Annotated in this window: 13 protein-coding genes, 2 tRNA genes and 2 pseudogenes; 7 read left to right on the top strand and 10 right to left on the bottom strand. The window is 71.2% G+C overall.

The genetic code is table 11. The annotated features are described in order from the left end of the window. Nucleotides 1-88: 88 nt before the first annotated feature. The 5 genes from clpX to EJG53_RS26900 form a co-directional block, all read right to left on the bottom strand. The gene (gene clpX, locus EJG53_RS26920) at nucleotides 89-1,378 is read right to left on the bottom strand and encodes an ATP-dependent Clp protease ATP-binding subunit ClpX (RefSeq protein ID WP_030020546.1); all 1,290 of its coding nucleotides are present in this window, start codon (nucleotides 1,376-1,378) and stop codon (nucleotides 89-91) included. Between the two features lie 163 nt (nucleotides 1,379-1,541). Further along, nucleotides 1,542-2,225 carry an ATP-dependent Clp protease proteolytic subunit gene (locus EJG53_RS26915; protein WP_031001865.1) on the bottom strand — a complete coding sequence of 228 codons (684 nt, stop codon included), beginning with the start codon at nucleotides 2,223-2,225 and terminating at the stop codon, nucleotides 1,542-1,544. A gap of 69 nt (nucleotides 2,226-2,294) precedes the next feature. After that, nucleotides 2,295-2,897, bottom strand: a complete 603-nt coding sequence (locus EJG53_RS26910) for an ATP-dependent Clp protease proteolytic subunit (protein WP_030020548.1) — start codon at nucleotides 2,895-2,897, stop codon at nucleotides 2,295-2,297. Between the two features lie 324 nt (nucleotides 2,898-3,221). Beyond that, the gene (gene tig, locus EJG53_RS26905) at nucleotides 3,222-4,619 is read right to left on the bottom strand and encodes a trigger factor (protein WP_125047052.1); all 1,398 of its coding nucleotides are present in this window, start codon (nucleotides 4,617-4,619) and stop codon (nucleotides 3,222-3,224) included. A 329-nt stretch (nucleotides 4,620-4,948) separates the two neighbouring features. Beyond that, nucleotides 4,949-5,025: transfer RNA gene (locus tag EJG53_RS26900), tRNA-Pro, on the bottom strand. 215 nt (nucleotides 5,026-5,240) lie between these two features. Between EJG53_RS26900 and EJG53_RS26895 the strand changes: the two genes are divergently transcribed. From EJG53_RS26895 to EJG53_RS26885, 3 genes are all read left to right on the top strand, one after another. Then, nucleotides 5,241-5,314: transfer RNA gene (locus EJG53_RS26895), tRNA-Gly, on the top strand. Between the two features lie 65 nt (nucleotides 5,315-5,379). Next, on the top strand, nucleotides 5,380-5,568 hold the full coding sequence (locus EJG53_RS26890) for a hypothetical protein (protein WP_125047051.1): 189 nt from the start codon (nucleotides 5,380-5,382) through the stop codon (nucleotides 5,566-5,568). Nucleotides 5,569-5,653: 85 nt separating this feature from the next. After that, complete coding sequence (locus tag EJG53_RS26885; protein WP_125047050.1) at nucleotides 5,654-6,031, top strand: arsenate reductase family protein; 378 nt, start codon at nucleotides 5,654-5,656, stop codon at nucleotides 6,029-6,031. Nucleotides 6,032-6,077: 46 nt separating this feature from the next. Here the strand turns inward: EJG53_RS26885 and EJG53_RS26880 are convergent, their stop codons facing one another. After that, nucleotides 6,078-6,272, bottom strand: a complete 195-nt coding sequence (locus tag EJG53_RS26880) for a hypothetical protein (protein ID WP_030020551.1) — start codon at nucleotides 6,270-6,272, stop codon at nucleotides 6,078-6,080. A 575-nt stretch (nucleotides 6,273-6,847) separates the two neighbouring features. On the opposite strand from EJG53_RS26880, the pseudogene EJG53_RS26875 reads away from it, so the two are divergent. Both EJG53_RS26875 and EJG53_RS26865 read left to right on the top strand, forming a co-directional pair. Next, nucleotides 6,848-8,036, top strand: a pseudogene (locus tag EJG53_RS26875) (acyltransferase family protein). Between the two features lie 594 nt (nucleotides 8,037-8,630). Beyond that, nucleotides 8,631-9,830 carry a cation:proton antiporter gene (locus EJG53_RS26865; RefSeq protein ID WP_244955358.1) on the top strand — a complete coding sequence of 400 codons (1,200 nt, stop codon included), beginning with the start codon at nucleotides 8,631-8,633 and terminating at the stop codon, nucleotides 9,828-9,830. A gap of 141 nt (nucleotides 9,831-9,971) precedes the next feature. Here the strand turns inward: EJG53_RS26865 and EJG53_RS26860 are convergent, their stop codons facing one another. Together EJG53_RS26860 and EJG53_RS26855 are read right to left on the bottom strand one after the other, a co-directional pair. Beyond that, on the bottom strand, nucleotides 9,972-10,433 hold the full coding sequence (locus tag EJG53_RS26860) for an SRPBCC family protein (RefSeq protein WP_125047049.1): 462 nt from the start codon (nucleotides 10,431-10,433) through the stop codon (nucleotides 9,972-9,974). Nucleotides 10,434-10,479: 46 nt separating this feature from the next. Beyond that, complete coding sequence (locus EJG53_RS26855; RefSeq protein WP_125047048.1) at nucleotides 10,480-11,622, bottom strand: PP2C family protein-serine/threonine phosphatase; 1,143 nt, start codon at nucleotides 11,620-11,622, stop codon at nucleotides 10,480-10,482. 127 nt (nucleotides 11,623-11,749) lie between these two features. On the opposite strand from EJG53_RS26855, the pseudogene EJG53_RS26850 reads away from it, so the two are divergent. Both EJG53_RS26850 and EJG53_RS26845 read left to right on the top strand, forming a co-directional pair. After that, nucleotides 11,750-12,978: pseudogene (locus EJG53_RS26850) on the top strand (GNAT family N-acetyltransferase). Between the two features lie 127 nt (nucleotides 12,979-13,105). Further along, nucleotides 13,106-13,387 (top strand): hypothetical protein, encoded by a 282-nt coding sequence (locus EJG53_RS26845; protein ID WP_125047047.1) that lies wholly within the window; start codon nucleotides 13,106-13,108, stop codon nucleotides 13,385-13,387. A gap of 19 nt (nucleotides 13,388-13,406) precedes the next feature. On the opposite strand, the gene EJG53_RS26840 is transcribed toward EJG53_RS26845, so the two are convergent. Further along, entirely contained in the window at nucleotides 13,407-14,216 is an 810-nt protein-coding gene (locus EJG53_RS26840; RefSeq protein WP_125047046.1) for an Fpg/Nei family DNA glycosylase, read from the bottom strand. Between the two features lie 74 nt (nucleotides 14,217-14,290). After that, the gene (locus tag EJG53_RS26835) at nucleotides 14,291-14,779 is read right to left on the bottom strand and encodes a ribose-5-phosphate isomerase (RefSeq protein ID WP_125047045.1); all 489 of its coding nucleotides are present in this window, start codon (nucleotides 14,777-14,779) and stop codon (nucleotides 14,291-14,293) included. Between the last annotated feature and the right edge of the window lie 126 nt (nucleotides 14,780-14,905).

Here is a 14,905-nt window from a genome sequence, read left to right as displayed (position 1 = left end):
GCCCCGGGACGCGGCCGAGCGAAAGGGCCGCCTCGCGACCGGTGGTCGCGGGCGGCCCTCGCCGTCCGTGCGGGGGGAACGGACGGCGCTACGCGCTCTTCTCGTGGTGTTCGCCCGACTCACCGCCGCGGTTGCGCGGTACCAGCGTCGGGTTCACGTTGGAGTGCACGACCTCTTCGGTGATCACGACGCGGGCCACGTCCTTGCGGGACGGGACCTCGTACATCACCGACTGCAGGACCTCTTCCATGATGGCGCGCAGGCCGCGCGCGCCGGTGCCGCGCAGGATCGCCTGGTCGGCGATGGCCTCCAGCGCCGGGCGGTCGAAGTCCAGCTCCACGCCGTCCAGTTCGAACAGGCGCTGGTACTGCTTGACGAGCGCGTTGCGCGGCTCCAGCAGGATCTGCAGGAGCGCCTCGCGGTCGAGGTTGTGCACCGAGGTCAGCACGGGCAGCCGGCCGATGAACTCCGGGATCATCCCGAACTTCACCAGGTCCTCCGGCATGACGTCCTGGAGCTGGTCCTTGGACTCGATCTCGCGCTTGGAGCGGATGTTGGCGCCGAAGCCGATGCCCTTGGCGCCGGACCGGGCCTCGATGATCTTCTCCAGACCCGCGAACGCGCCGCCCACGATGAACAGCACGTTCGTCGTGTCGATCTGGATGAACTCCTGGTGCGGGTGCTTGCGCCCGCCCTGCGGCGGCACCGAGGCGGTGGTGCCCTCCAGGATCTTCAGCAGGGCCTGCTGGACGCCCTCGCCGGAGACGTCACGGGTGATCGACGGGTTCTCGCTCTTGCGGGCGACCTTGTCGATCTCGTCGATGTAGATGATCCCGGTCTCGGCCTTCTTGATGTCGAAGTCCGCGGCCTGGATCAGCTTGAGGAGGATGTTCTCCACGTCCTCGCCGACATAGCCGGCCTCCGTCAGCGCCGTCGCGTCGGCGAAGGCGAACGGGACGTTGAGCATCCGGGCGAGCGTCTGCGCGAGCAGCGTCTTGCCGGAGCCGGTGGGGCCGAGCAGCAGGATGTTGGACTTGCCGAGTTCGATGCCGTCGTCGCCGCCGCGCGCGCCACCGTTCTCACCCGCCTGGACCCGCTTGTAGTGGTTGTAGACGGCGACCGAGAGCGCCTTCTTGGCGGGCTCCTGGCCTACGACGTAGCTCTCCAGGAACTCGTAGATCTCCCGGGGCTTGGGCAGTTCTTCCCAGCGGACCTCGGAGGTCTCGGCGAGCTCCTCCTCGATGATCTCGTTGCAGAGGTCGATGCACTCGTCGCAGATGTACACACCAGGCCCCGCGATGAGCTTCTTCACCTGCTTCTGACTCTTCCCGCAGAACGAGCACTTGAGCAGGTCGCCGCCGTCACCGATGCGTGCCACGAGGTGCTTCCCCTTCGCCTGGGATCCGCATTGCTCCGCGGACCCGGGTGCTTGCCTATCGACGGTACCTTGCCGGGCCCCCCGTACGGGCCCCCCTTGGACCGACTCGGTCAACCCGGTCCAAGGGGGCGTTGTGTCCGGCTCACTTCGCGACGGGTCGCGATCAGACCGAGGCGGCCGTCTTACGGGTCGAGACGATCTGGTCGACCAGACCGTACGCCAGGGACTCCTCGGCGGTCAGGATCTTGTCGCGCTCGATGTCGTCGCGGATCTTCTCGATCGGCGTGGTGGAGTGCTTGGCCAGCATGTCCTCGAGCTGCGTACGCATCCGGAGGATCTCGTTGGCGGCGATCTCCAGGTCGGACACCTGGCCGCGGCCGGTCTCGCTGTACGGCTGGTGGATCAGCACGCGGGCGTTGGGCAGCGCCATCCGCTTGCCGGGGGTGCCGGCGGCGAGCAGCACGGCCGCGGCGGAGGCCGCCTGGCCCATGCAGACCGTCTGGACGTCGGGCTTGACGAACTGCATCGTGTCGTAGATCGCGGTCAGCGCCGTGAAGGAGCCGCCGGGCGAGTTGATGTAGATCGAGATGTCCCGGTCCGGGTCCATCGACTCCAGGCACAGCAACTGCGCCATGACGTCGTTGGCCGACGCGTCGTCGATCTGCACGCCGAGGAAGATCACGCGCTCTTCGAAGAGCTTCGCGTACGGGTCGTACTCGCGCACGCCCTGCGAGGTGCGCTCGACGAAGCGCGGGACGATGTAGCGGGACTCGGCGGGCAGGCCCTGGAACTCTGCCTGCGGGGCGTCGTGGCGCTCGTAGAGGCTACGGCCGGGGAAGTTGTTCATCTTGGAGGTTCACCGTCCTGGTGGCGGTCAAAGGGGCTGGAGTCGGCTGCGTGGCGAGTCGTCCGGGGCTCAGGCCCCGGTGCCGCCCCCGCCCGGAACGCCGGCGGCGGTGGTCATGACGTCGTCGATGAGGCCGTACTCCTTGGCCTCCTGCGGGTCGAACCAGCGGTCGCGGTCGGAGTCGCGGGTGATCTGCTCGACGGTCTGGCCCGTGTGCTGGGCGGTGAGCTCCGCCATGCGCTTCTTGGTGTGCAGCAGCCGCTCGGCGTGGATCTTGATGTCCGACGCGGAGCCCGCCAGGCCCGCGGAGGGCTGGTGGATGAGGATCTCGGCGTTGGGCAGCGCGAAGCGCTTGCCCGGGGTGCCGGCGCTCAGCAGGAACTGGCCCATCGAGGCGGCGAGGCCCATGGCGATGGTGACCACGTCGTTCTTGATGTACTGCATGGTGTCGTAGATCGCCATGCCGGCCGAGATCGAGCCGCCCGGGCTGTTGATGTAAAGGAAGATGTCCTTGTCCGGGTCAGCGGCGAGGAGCAGCAGCTGCGCGGTGATCTTGTTGGCGATGTCGTCGTCGACCGGCTGGCCGAGGAAGATGATCCGCTCGCCGAGCAGCCGGTTGTAGACCTGGTCGCCGAGGCCACCGAAGGTCGGCTCAGCGGCGGCGGAAGGCATCGGGATCGTCACGTGTCCACCTGCTCGTTGTCGGACGGCCCAGGGCCGTCTCAGCGTCGTCTTCTGGGGCGCGGGGAGGGCGCGGCGTGCTCCGCCGGCGCCGTTACGGCTGGTCCCCTGCCCTCGTATCTACGGACCCTAACGCGCTGGTCGGCGGGCGCCATCCCGCATTGTCAACTGTTCGCTGTGAGCGCAGGCTCACCGGCGTTCACGGGCCCTGACGACGTACGGGCCCGAACACGCGGGCGTGGCGTGTTCGGGCCCGTACGTCTACCGGTGCCGCGGGGCGGCCGGGGCCGCCCGTGCCACCGGGGCGACCGGGGCTCAGCCCTCGGTCTTCTCGGCCTTCTCCGCCTTCTCGGCGTCGGTGCCCTCGGCCTCGGCGGCCTCGACGGTCTCGGCCGTCTCGTCCTCGTCGTCCAGGTCGACGACCTCGCCGTTGGTGTCCTTGACCGTGGCGGCCTCGACGACGACCGCGAGGGCCTTGCCGCGGGCGACCTCACCGACGAGCATCGGCACCTGGCCGCCCTCGACGACGGCCTGGGCGAACTGGTCGGGGGACATGCCGGAGGACTGCGCGCGGCGCATGAGGTGCTCGGTGAGCTCCTCCTGGCTGACGTTCAGCTTCTCCTTGTTGACCAGCTCGTCGAGGATGAACTGGGTCTTGATGCCCTTCTCGGCCTGCTCCTTGGTCTCGGCGTCGAACTCTTCCTCGGTCTTGCCCTGGATCTCCAGGTACTTCGCGAGGTCGAGGCCCATCTGGCCGAGCTGGTGGTTGACCAGGTTGTGCTTGCGGGTCTCGATCTCGTCCGCGAGCAGCTTCTCCGGCATCGGGACCTCGACCAGCTTCAGCAGCTCGTCGAGGACCTTCTCCTGGGCCTGGGTGGCCTGGTCGTACTTCTTCATCTGGGCGAGGCGCTTGGCGCTGTCGGCGCGCAGCTCCTCCAGCGTGTCGAACTCGCTCGCCAGTTGCGCGAAGTCGTCGTCCAGCGCGGGCAGCTCACGGGCGGCCACGGCGGTGACGTCGACCTTGACCTCGGCCTCCTTGCCGGCGGCGGAGCCGCCCTTCAGCTCGGAGGTGAAGGTGCCGGACTCGCCGGCCTTCAGGCCCTTGACGGCCTCGTCGATGCCGTCCAGCAGCTCGCCGGAGCCGACGGTGTAGCTGACGCCCTGGGCGACGCCGTCCTCCAGCACCTCGCCGTCGACCTTGGCCTCCAGGTCGACGGTGAGCACGTCGCCGTCCTCGGCGGCGCGCTCGACCGGGGTGGTCGAGGCGAAGCGCTCGCGGAGCTGCTCGACCGACTTGTCGATGTCCTCGTCCGACACCTCGACGGCGTCGACCTCGACCTCGATGCCGGAGTAGTCCGGGATCTCCAGGGCCGGGCGGATGTCGACCTCGGCGGTGAAGGTCAGCAGCTCGCCGTCCTTCAGCTCGGTGATGTCGACCTCGGGCTGGCCGAGGACGTTCAGCTCACCCTCGTTGACCGCCTCGGTGTAGAACTTCGGGAGCGCGTCGTTGACGGCCTCCTCGAGCACGGCGCCGCGACCGAACCGCTGGTCGATGACTCGGGCCGGGATCTTGCCCTGGCGGAAGCCCTTCACCGTGACCTGCTGGTTGATCTTCTTGTACGCCGCGTCGAGGCTGGGCTTGAGCTCCTCGAAGGGCACCTCGACAGTGAGCCGAACCCGGGTCGGGTTCAGGGTCTCCACGGCGCTCTTCACGGTTCGGTCTCCTTGGGGCTGACTTCTGGGGTTCTGCTTGAGATCTGCCGGCGCCTGGAGCCCAGGCGCCCTGCGGACCGCGCCCGGGAGAAAGACACACGGGCACGCAGCTTGCATAGTAACCGCAAGCGGGTTGGCAGCCGCAATGTGATCTTGACGGGCGGCTTACGGGCCCGTCCGCCCGGAGCCGGGCCGGGCCGCGGAGCGGGGCCCTGCGGGCGGCGGGCGCGCCGCGCCCGGAGCGCCGGTGACCGGCCGGAGACCGGGCCGGGACGCCGTACGACCGAACGCCTTACGGCCCGTACGGCGGAACGTGGAAAAAAACCTGCTGGTCGGGGTGGCCGGATTCGAACCGACGACCTTCCGCTCCCAAAGCGGACGCGCTACCAAGCTGCGCCACACCCCGTCGGTGCGACACGTAGGGTACATGGCCGGGGACGGCGCGGCTGCCGGATATCCACGGGCACGGGCCGCGGACCAGGGGGCGCACGGTGCACCGGCGGGGGCGCACGGGGCCGCGGACGGCCGCTGCCGCCGACGGGATCGGGGCGGAGTGTGCGGTGGGCCCGGGTGACCCGCTACGATGCACTGCGTGCCGAGGTCACCCGACCGGCGGCGCATGCGGGCGTAGCTCAATGGTAGAGCCCCAGTCTTCCAAACTGGCTACGCGGGTTCGATTCCCGTCGCCCGCTCCAGGTGGTTCAGGGCCAGGTCAGAGGTTTTCTCGTCCTGGCCCTGAGTGTTTTCCGGGACGGGGGCCATGGCCAGGAGGCGGTACGTCGCCCGAGGCGTGCCCGGCGGCTACCGGGTCTGGGACAACCGGGGACGGCGCTGGTGGGGCGACTTCTACGAGCTGTGCCCGGACGAGCTCGTCGAGGCGCTGAACGGCGGAGCCGACCCCGCGAAGCTCACGGCACTGATGAAGCGGTACCGGGCCCTGAAGCGGTAGCCGCCGGCCGCTCCCCCGCCGTCGTTTCTTGTCATCGCCTGACCAAGTCCGGCCGCGCCCCCAGGGCTCTCACTAAGGTGACGGCATGGAGATCTGGCTCAATCCCGCGTGTTCCAAGTGCCGCAGCGCCGTCGACCTGCTGAACGAGGCGGGCGCGGAGTACACCGTCCGCAGGTATCTCGAACAGCCCCCGACGGCCGCCGAGTTGCGGGAGGTCCTGAGCCGGCTGGGGCTGGAGCCGTGGGACATCACGCGCACGCAGGAGCCCGAGGCGGCGGAGCTGGGCATCGGCGGCTGGGAGCGTACGGACGCCACGCGGGAACGGTGGATCGAGGCGCTGGCCGAGCGGCCCCGGCTGATCCAGCGGCCGATCATCACGGCGGACGACGGCACGGCGCTGGTCGGGCGCAGCGAGGAGGCCGTGCGGGAGGCGGTCGCGCGGAGCGGACGCGACGACCGCTGATCGTCCCGGCCGGGCCCGTGCACGGTGGGTGCGGGCCCGTGACGCGCTAGAAGCTGATGTTGTTGATCGTCTCGGCCACCGAGTTCAGGAACCGGTTGATGGACGGCGCGATGCCGGTGGAGGCGAGGAAGAAGCCGAAGAGGATGGCCACCAGCGCCGGTCCCGCCTTGAGTGACTTGCCGCGTATCAACACGATCATGATGATGCCCAACAACAGCACGACGGACAGCGAAAGAGCCACAACTGATCACACCCTCGGTCGGAACGCCTGGCCGGCCCCGGAAGCATGCAGCCGCGCACACCCCCGCTCGGCACCATCGTGCCACCAAGTCACTGCCCAGTGGAGGCGGGTGGCGAATCATCGGCCAAGGCTTTGCCTGCGAACCGGACGGCCGCCCCGCCGGGCACGGCCGGACGCCGGTCCGCGGCCCGGGAATTGACGCCCCGGCACACATTCGGCCGCGCGGCCGGAACCGTACGCGGCGCCTGGCCGGATGCCGCCGCACGGACCGGCTCCCTTTTGTGCACACGTGAATTCCTGAGACGCGGGCACGCTCGACGGACGTCCACCGCACCGACATACCGGTAGCGAAGCGGACATCGTCCCCCGCTCCCACGACGGGGCATATGCCCTCGCATAAGCGGATGACGCACCCCGGGACAGATATTCACCACCCCTTCGGAAAACGCGCGAAAGTGCACCCGGGCTGCCCTGCGACCACTCCCCCAAAGGGAATTCCCGCCGCGCCACGCCGGTATTGCGCATTCGGCGGAGAAGGTTTTACGCATTCCCCGGCCGCCACTAGGGTGCGTCAGATGTTTTCCGCTGCGCCGACCCCACGACGTGTGCTTCCCCCGGCCGCCGAGCCCTCCGTCCCGGACCCGGCGGCCCCCGCCGCGGACGCCCGGGGTGAGGGGCCGCGGGCCGTCGGGCGGACGGGGACGGAGACCGCGCGACCCGCCGCCCGGGACGGTGGGGACGCCGCCGGGAGCGGCCGGAACGCTTTCTTCGACAATGCGAAGTATCTGGCGATCGTGCTGGTCGCCATGGGGCATTCCTGGGAGCCGCTGACCGGCCAGAGCCGTACGGCCGGGGCGCTCTACATGACGGTGTACGCCTTCCACATGCCGGCGTTCATCATCATCTCCGGGTATTTCTCCCGCGGTTTCGATCTGCGCCCGGACCGGCTGCGCCGGCTGATCACCGGTGTCGTGGTGCCGTACCTCGTCTTCGAGACCGCCTACACGCTTTTCGCGCGCTGGGCGTACGACGACCCGGACATGCCGGTCAGCCTCCTGGACCCCTGGTATCTGACCTGGTTCCTGGCCGCGCTGTTCGTGTGGCGGCTCACCACTCCCCTGTGGCGGATCATCCGTTGGCCCGTACCTCTGGCCCTGGCCGTGGCGGTTCTGGCGTCCGTGTCCCCGGAGGTCGGTGACGACCTCGACATGCAACGGCTGCTCCAGTTCCTGCCGTTCTTCGTCCTGGGGCTGCACCTGCGGCCCGAGCACTTCGCGCTCGTACGGCGGCGCGCGGCGCGGATCGCGGCGGTGCCCGTCTTCGCGGCCGCCCTGGCGCTGGCCTACTGGGCGGTACCGCGGATGACCTCGGCGTGGTTCTACCACCGGGAGAGCGCGCAGGAGTTGGGGGCGCCCTGGTGGGCGGGCGCGGTGATGACGCTCGCGATGTTCGGCTGCTCGCTGGTCCTGACCGGCTGCTTCCTCGCGTGGGTGCCGGCCCGCCGTACGTGGTTCACGGCGCTGGGCGCCGGCACCCTGTACGGCTACCTGCTGCACGGCTTCCTGACCAAGGGCGCCCGCTCCCGCGGCTGGTTCGAGGAGTACGCGTGGCCGCACTCGCCGCTCGGCGAGGTGGCGGTGAGCCTGACGGCGGCGGTCGCGGTGACGGCGCTGTGCACGCCGCCGGTCCGCAGCCCTGCGCTGCGTGGTGGAGCCCAGGATGGCGTGGGCGTTCCGGAAGGAGCGGCCACCGGGTCGCGGGTGACCATGACGACCGTGGTGCCGAGCCCGCCGGCCGCGTATCGCAGCAGGCCGAGGACGGCGCGAGCGAGCGCCTCGGCGGTGCGCCGCCGGTCGCGACAGGGCGACGTTCTCCCCGGCCGTCAGCGACGGCAGCAGGTTGAACGCCTGGAAGACGAAGCCGAGACGCTCGCGGCGCGGTGCGGTGAGCCGGTCCGGCCGCATCCGGGTGATGTCCGTACCGCCGACGCGGACCGTGCCGCCGTCCGTCCCGGTCTTCGTCACGCCGGCCCGTCGTGACGCCCCTCGTCCCGTACGTCCGGTCGCCCTGTGACCGTACGGAGCGGGGGTGAACCTGGACCATGGCGGCTGCCGGTGGCTTCCGGGTGGGGAAAACCCGAGGCAGGGCTCTCGTCGGGAGGCCCGGAAGGTCCCGGAGGCGGGTCGGTGGAGGAGCGGGCAGGAGCAGCGGGCGCGGCATGCGGTGCGCACGGGGGCGCCGGACCCGAAAAGTCGTTTGGTAAACTAACCATTAACGCTTTCTTGACTCCCCCTTGACCGAACACCGTCCGGCCGAACCTCTGGAGGAGCCATCGGACACGCAGAAACCCTCCTCGCGATGGGCGGGGCCTTCCTGGCCGCAGCCGTCCTCGCCCGTCTGGGCAGCCGCATCGGGCTCCCCACGATCCCCCTGTTCATCCTGGCCGGGATACTGCTCGGCCCGCACACCCCCGGCGTCGCCCTGGTCGACGACCCGCACGAGCTGGAGATGCTCTCCCTGCTGGGTCTGGTGCTGCTGCTCTTCTACCTCGGCCTCGAATTCCACATGGACGACCTCAAGGAGGGCGGCCGGAAGATGGCCGTCGCCGGGGCCGCCTATCTGGCGCTGAACGTCGGCGCCGGCCTGGTCTTCGGCTTCCTGGTCGGCTGGGGCACCTCCGAGGCGCTGGTCCTGGCCGGGGTGCTCGGCATCTCCTCGTCGGCGATCGTCACCAAAGTCCTCATGGACACCGGCCGGCTCGGCAATCCCGAGACCAAGCCGATCCTCGGCATCATCGTGGTCGAGGACATCTTCCTCGCGCTCTACCTGGCCGCGCTCCAGCCGGTGATCTCCGGCGCCGACTCGATGGCCTCGGCGGTCCTCGACGCGGGCAAGGCGTTCGGCTTCCTGCTGCTGCTCGCGGTGGTCGCCCGCTGGGGTACGGCGGTGATCGGCAAGCTGATCGCCACCAAGGACAACGAGCTGCTGGTCATCTCCTTCCTGGGCGGCGCCGTCTTCGTGGCGGGCGTCTCGGAGTGGTTCGGCGTCGCGGACGCGATCGGCGCGTTCATGGTCGGTCTGATGCTCGGCAGCACCAGTTCCGGCAAGAAGATCATGGAGCTGGTGCATCCGCTGCGGGACGCCTTCGGCGCGATCTTCTTCTTCGCGTTCGGACTCTCCATCGACCCCGGCGACCTGCCGTCGGTGGTGTGGCCGGTGCTGATCGCGGTGGCGCTGACCCTGCTGATGAACGTGGTCGCGGGGCTGGTGGCCGCCCGGATCTACGGCTTCGGACCGCGCCCGGCCGCGAACATCGCCACCGCGCTGCTCGCCCGCGGCGAGTTCGCGCTGATCCTGGCGACGATGGCGGCGGGCGCCGGGCTGGACGAGCGGCTGGCACCGTTCATCGCCGGGTACGTGCTGATCCTGGCCGTCCTGGGGCCGCTGGCGGCCGGCCGGTCGGCCTGGCTGGCGCGGGTCCTGCCGGGCGGCGGGCACCCGGAACCGGACGCGCCGGGGGGCGGCGGTCGGCCCGAGCCCGCGGCCGCCGGCAGGTAGCGCGGGCCGTACGGCGCAGCGCCGCCGGGCGGGCCGGGGGCCACGACCGGCACGAACGGCCCGGCGGCCACGGCCTTGCGGATCCAGCCCTGACCTGGCGGACCCCGTCCCGCCCCGGCGATCACATCTCCGGCCCGCCGGTCACGGCATCGCCCACGGCTCGCGCGGCAGCGGGCGGCCGGTCTCCAGCAGCGTCTTGAGGTTGGCCAGCACCGCGTACCAGCCCTGGGCCGCCGCGTCCCGCTCGGCCGCGTCGGCCAGGCCCTCGTGCGTCAGGGTCAGCCGGACGATCTCCCCGTACGGCTCGATGACGAAGGTCACCGTGGAGACGCCGGGTCCGGCCTCGGCCGCCCCCGCGCCGGGCTCCGCCCACGTGGTCACCAGCCGCGTGGGCGGACTGCTCTCCAGGACCGCGCCCTCGACGTCGGCGATGCCCGAACCGTCGGTGCGCCGGTGCTCCCAACGCGAGCCCGGCTGCCAGTCCGAGACATTGCTGTGCCCCCAGTAGGCGGCGGTCAGTTCGGGGTCGATGAGGGCGTGCCAGGTCTTCTCCGGCGTGGCCTCGATGTACGTGACGTAGCCGAAGGTGAGGGTGGCTGCCATGCGTCCTCCGCGGGTGGGTCCGGGCCGGTCGGGCCCACCGTACGGTTCAGTCGCGGCAGATCAGCAGCAGCGCGCGGTCGTCGTTGACATCCTTGGCCACGGCTTCGATCAGATGCCACGCGGCGCCCACGAAGCCGCCCGCCACATAGCGGTCGGCCTCGCCGGTCAGCCGGTCGATGCCCTCCGCGATGTCCCGGTCGGCGGCCTCCACCAGGCCGTCCGTGAAGAGCATCAGCACGTCGCCGGGGCGCAGCGTCCCTTTGACCGGGTCGAACTGCGCCCCGTCGTACACCCCGAGCAGCGGCCCCTCCGCCGCCTTCTCCTCCCAGCGGCCGGTGCCCGCGCTGAGCTGGAGGGCGGGCAGGTGTCCGGCGGACAGCAGCTCGTAGTCGCCGGACTCCAGGTCCAGCACGAGGTGGATGGAGGTGGCGAAGCCCTCGTCCCAGTCCTGGCGCAGCAGGTAGCCATTGGCGGCGGGCAGGAAGCCGTGCGGGGGCAGCGAGCCGAGCAGGCCGCCGAAGGCGCCGGACAGCAGCAGCGCGCGGGAGGCCGCGTCCATGCCCTTGCCGGACACGTCGGTCAGGACGACTTCGAGGATGTTGCCCCCGTGCGTACGGGAGGCCACCACGAAGTCGCCGGAGAAGGACTGCCCGCCGGCCGGGCGCAGCGCCATCTCGCGGTGCCAGCCGGCCGGCAGTTTGGGCAGCTTGCTCTGGACGCGGATACGTTCACGCAGGTCGAAGAGCATGGTGCCGCCGCGCCGCCACGGCACGCCGACCCGGCTGCGGAACTGCGCGATCAGCAGCCCGGACAGGCCGACCGCCGCGACCACCAGGACCGTGCCCGGGGTGATCCGGTCGCGGCCCTGGTCGTACGGGCCGAGCAGCGACGCCTCGACGATCAGGGCGGCGGCGGAGGTCCCGTACAGGGCGAGCAGATTGGCCGGGCGCAGCAGCAGTCCGCCGGCGATGACCGGCAGGACCAGCGCGGTGGGCGCGATCCAGTCGGGGCGCCAGATGGTGCCGCAGGCGATGGCGGGAATGGCGATCAGGAGGGCGACCAGGGCGATCCGGTCGGAGCCGTCGCCGCGGAAGTAGTCGACCCCGGCCTTGCGCACGCTGATACGGGCCCGGTGCACCGCCTTGCGCCACCGGGCCGTCGGGGACTCCGCTCCCGTGCTGCTCGCCATTGTTCTGGGACCTTATCCACCCGTTCGGCGGCGCGTCGATTCACGGCACGCCGCCTGGCGCAATCGCCGGGAAACGGCGTTCGAAAAACGGTCGCGCGGGCGGAAGACGTCCTGCTACCCATGGCCCATGACGACCGAGTTACGGCAACTGCGTCCGGACGACTGGGCCGACTGGTACGGGAAGCTGGAGCGGGCGTTCGGGGCACCCCGGAAGCGCCCGAGGAGCGCGCCCTGTGGCGGCGGCTCGGCGAGCCGGAGCGCTGCCTGGACCTGCGGGACGACGGCGAGACCGTGGGCACGGCGGGCGCGTACTCGTTCCGGCTGACGGTGCCCGGCGGCGCCGTCCTGCCGGTGGCCGGGATCACGCTGGTCAGCGTGCAGCCCACGCACCGGCGGCGCGGTCTGCTGCGCGCGATGATGCGCCGCCAGCTCGCGGACGTCCGGGACCGGGGCGAGGCGCTGGCCGTGCTCACCGCCTCCGAGCCGGCGATCTACGGGCGCTTCGGGTACGGCGCGGCGTCCGAGGCGGTGAGCCTGTCGCTCGACACGCTGCGCCAGTCGGTCCGGGTGCCGGAGGGCGCCGACGCCGTACGGCTGCGGCTGGTCGACCCGGAGGCCGGGCTGGCGGACTGCGAGAAGGTGTACGAACAGTTGGTCCCGGGCCGGCCCGGGATGCTCGCCCGGCAGCCGGGCTGGGAGCGGCTGCCGCTGCTCGACCCGGAGGCCGACCGGGACGGGGCCGGGCCGCTGCTGTGCGTGCTGGCCGAGGTCGCCGGGGAGGTGCGCGGGTACGCGCGCTACGCGGTCAAGGCGGGCTGGGACGGCGGCGGGCCCGACGGGACGGTGGTCCTGCGGGACGTCGAGGCGCTGGACCCGGTGGTCTACGCGGCGCTGTGGCGCTACCTGTTCGGCATCGACCTGACGTCCCGGCTGACGGTGCGCAACCGGCCGGCCGACGATCCGCTGCTGCACCTCGTGGACGACATGCGGCGCTGCCGGATCGGGGTGCGCGAGTCGCTGTTCGTACGGCTGGTGGAGGCCGGCGAGGCGCTCGCGGCGCGGACGTACGCGGCGCCGCTGGACGTGGTCCTGGACGTGGCGGACCCGTTCTGCCCCTGGAACGAGGGCCGGTGGCGGCTCACCGGCGACGAGAAGGGCGCCTCCTGCGAGCGGACCGCGGACCCGGCCGACCTGGCGCTGACCGTCCGGGAGCTGGGGGCCGCCTACCTGGGCGGCTTCACCCTGGACGCGCTGGCCGCGGCGGGCCGGGTACGCGAACTGCGCCCGGGCGCCCTGCGGGAGGCGTCGGTGGCGTTCGGCGCGTACCGCAAGCCGTGGCTGCCGCACGGGTTCTGAGGGCCGGGGCCTGAGCCGGGGCCTGAGGGCCGGTGTCCGGGCCCCGGCCCGGCGCGGGTTCCGGGCCTGGCCGCCGTCCGGGGCGGGCCGCTGACACGCCCCTCACCTGCGCGTCTATCGTTTCGGTGTGAACGAAACCGACACGACCCACGATCGGCTCGTCTGGACACTGATGGGGTGGGACGCCGACGAACGCCTGGCCGATGTCACCGAGCTCAGCCGGGAAGAGATCCTGCGTATCCGTGACCTCTTCGACCGCCGTCTCCCGGCGGGGACGGACGAATGGCTTGCCTTCGCGGACTACGAAGTGACCTCTGACCTGCGGCCCCACATGCTGGCCGCCGTTCCCCGGCTGGAGTTCGAGCCGGAGCTGGACTACTTCGTCGGAGGGGCGGTCCGTTCCCACTAGGCGCCGGACGGCTCAGCGGTCACTTCGGCTGGCACCCCGGACACCAGAAGAGATTGCGGTTGGCCAGGGCCGCCGTGCGGATCTCGGCGCGGCAGATGTGGCACTCCTGGCGGGCCCGGCGGTAGACGTAGACCTCGCCGCCGTGGTCGTCGACGCGCGGGGGGCGGCCCATGGCCTCGGGCAGGTGTTCGGCGCGGACCGTGTCGATGCGGTTGTGCCGGACCCCTTCGCGCATCAGGTCGACCAGGTCCGCCCAGATGGCGTCCCATTCGGACCGCAGAAGGTCACGTCCGGCGCGGTACGGGTCGATGCCGTGCCGGAAGAGGACCTCGGCGCGGTAGACGTTGCCGACGCCCGCGATCACCTTCTGGTCCATCAGCAGGGCGGCGACCGACGTACGGCTGCGGGAGATCCGCGCCCAGGCGCGCTCGCCGTCGTCCTCGGGGCGCAGCGGGTCGGGGCCGAGGCGGTCGTGTATCGCCTGCTTCTCGGCGTCGGTGAGCAGCGCGCAGGCGGTGGGGCCGCGCAGGTCCGCGTAGGCGGTGGCGTTGGCCAGCCGCAGCCGTACGGTGTCGGTGGGCGGCGGGGCCGGGGCGTCGCCGAAGGTCAGCTTGCCGAAGAGGCCGAGGTGGATGTGGACCCATCCGGCGGGCCCGAAGCCGAGGAAGAGGTGCTTGCCGTGCGCCTCGGCGGTGGTCATGACCTGGCCGTCGATCAGCGCCGCGCTGTCGGAGAACTTGCCCTGGGGGCTGCTCGCCCGGACCGGCGCGCCCTCGAAGAGCGCACGGTGGTCCAGCGCGAGGCGGTGGATCGTGTGCCCCTCGGGCATGGGTCGACGCCTCCTCGGCGGGGGTACGGCGACCGCCCGCGCCGGCGGGGGCGCGGGCGGGACGGCGGGTGGGCTCAGCCCTGCTGCGGGTGGTGGGCCGGGATGTCCGGGAGCTCGCCGGTGGTCTCGTAGCGGGAGAGCATCTCGATGCGGCGGGTGTGCCGCTCCTCGTTCGAGTACGGCGTGGCCAGGAACGCCTCGACGAACTTCGTCGCCTCGTCCCGGGTGTGCATCCGGCCGCCGACCGAGATCACGTTGGCGTCGTTGTGCTCACGCCCCAGCTTCGCGGTCTCCTCGCTCCAGGCCAGCACCGCCCGTACGCCCTTGACCTTGTTGGCGGCGATCTGCTCACCGTTGCCGGAGCCGCCGATGACGATGCCCAGGCTCTCCGGGTCGGCCGCGGTCCGCTCGGCGGCGCGCAGGCAGAACGGCGGATAGTCGTCCACGGCGTCGTAGATGTGCGGGCCGCAGTCGACGGGCTCGTGGCCGTGGGCCTTGAGCCACTCGACGAGGTGGTTCTTCAGTTCGAAACCGGCATGGTCGGAGCCGAGATACACGCGCATGTGCTGAGTGTTGCACGGACGTGTCGCCCGCCGGGCCCGGGGTAGGTGTCGCCGGTCCCCCCGGCCGCCATACGTGCGATGTACACACGGTGACGTGCGGAAATGAGATCCACGCAACGATCCGGA

Source organism: Streptomyces chrestomyceticus JCM 4735 (genome assembly GCF_003865135.1).
GTDB classification, from domain to species: domain Bacteria; phylum Actinomycetota; class Actinomycetes; order Streptomycetales; family Streptomycetaceae; genus Streptomyces; species Streptomyces chrestomyceticus.
The sequence above is the reverse complement of the archived record's forward strand: the minus strand, read 5'-3'. Positions and strand labels throughout refer to the sequence as shown.

Bases quoted from the DNA above. Each gene is read 5' to 3' on its own strand.
- EJG53_RS26885 (WP_125047050.1), top strand. From the start codon at position 5,654: ATGGAGATCTGGCTCAATCCCGCGTGTTCCAAGTGCCGCAGCGCCGTC.
- EJG53_RS26860 (WP_125047049.1), bottom strand. From the start codon at position 10,433: ATGGCAGCCACCCTCACCTTCGGCTACGTCACGTACATCGAGGCCACG.
- EJG53_RS26865 (WP_244955358.1), top strand. From the start codon at position 8,631: ATGGGCGGGGCCTTCCTGGCCGCAGCCGTCCTCGCCCGTCTGGGCAGC.
- EJG53_RS26910 (WP_030020548.1), bottom strand. From the start codon at position 2,897: ATGCCTTCCGCCGCCGCTGAGCCGACCTTCGGTGGCCTCGGCGACCAG.
- EJG53_RS26840 (WP_125047046.1), bottom strand. From the start codon at position 14,216: ATGCCCGAGGGGCACACGATCCACCGCCTCGCGCTGGACCACCGTGCG.
- EJG53_RS26835 (WP_125047045.1), bottom strand. From the start codon at position 14,779: ATGCGCGTGTATCTCGGCTCCGACCATGCCGGTTTCGAACTGAAGAAC.
- EJG53_RS26890 (WP_125047051.1), top strand. From the start codon at position 5,380: ATGGCCAGGAGGCGGTACGTCGCCCGAGGCGTGCCCGGCGGCTACCGG.
- EJG53_RS26915 (WP_031001865.1), bottom strand. From the start codon at position 2,225: ATGAACAACTTCCCCGGCCGTAGCCTCTACGAGCGCCACGACGCCCCG.
- EJG53_RS26855 (WP_125047048.1), bottom strand. From the start codon at position 11,622: ATGGCGAGCAGCACGGGAGCGGAGTCCCCGACGGCCCGGTGGCGCAAG.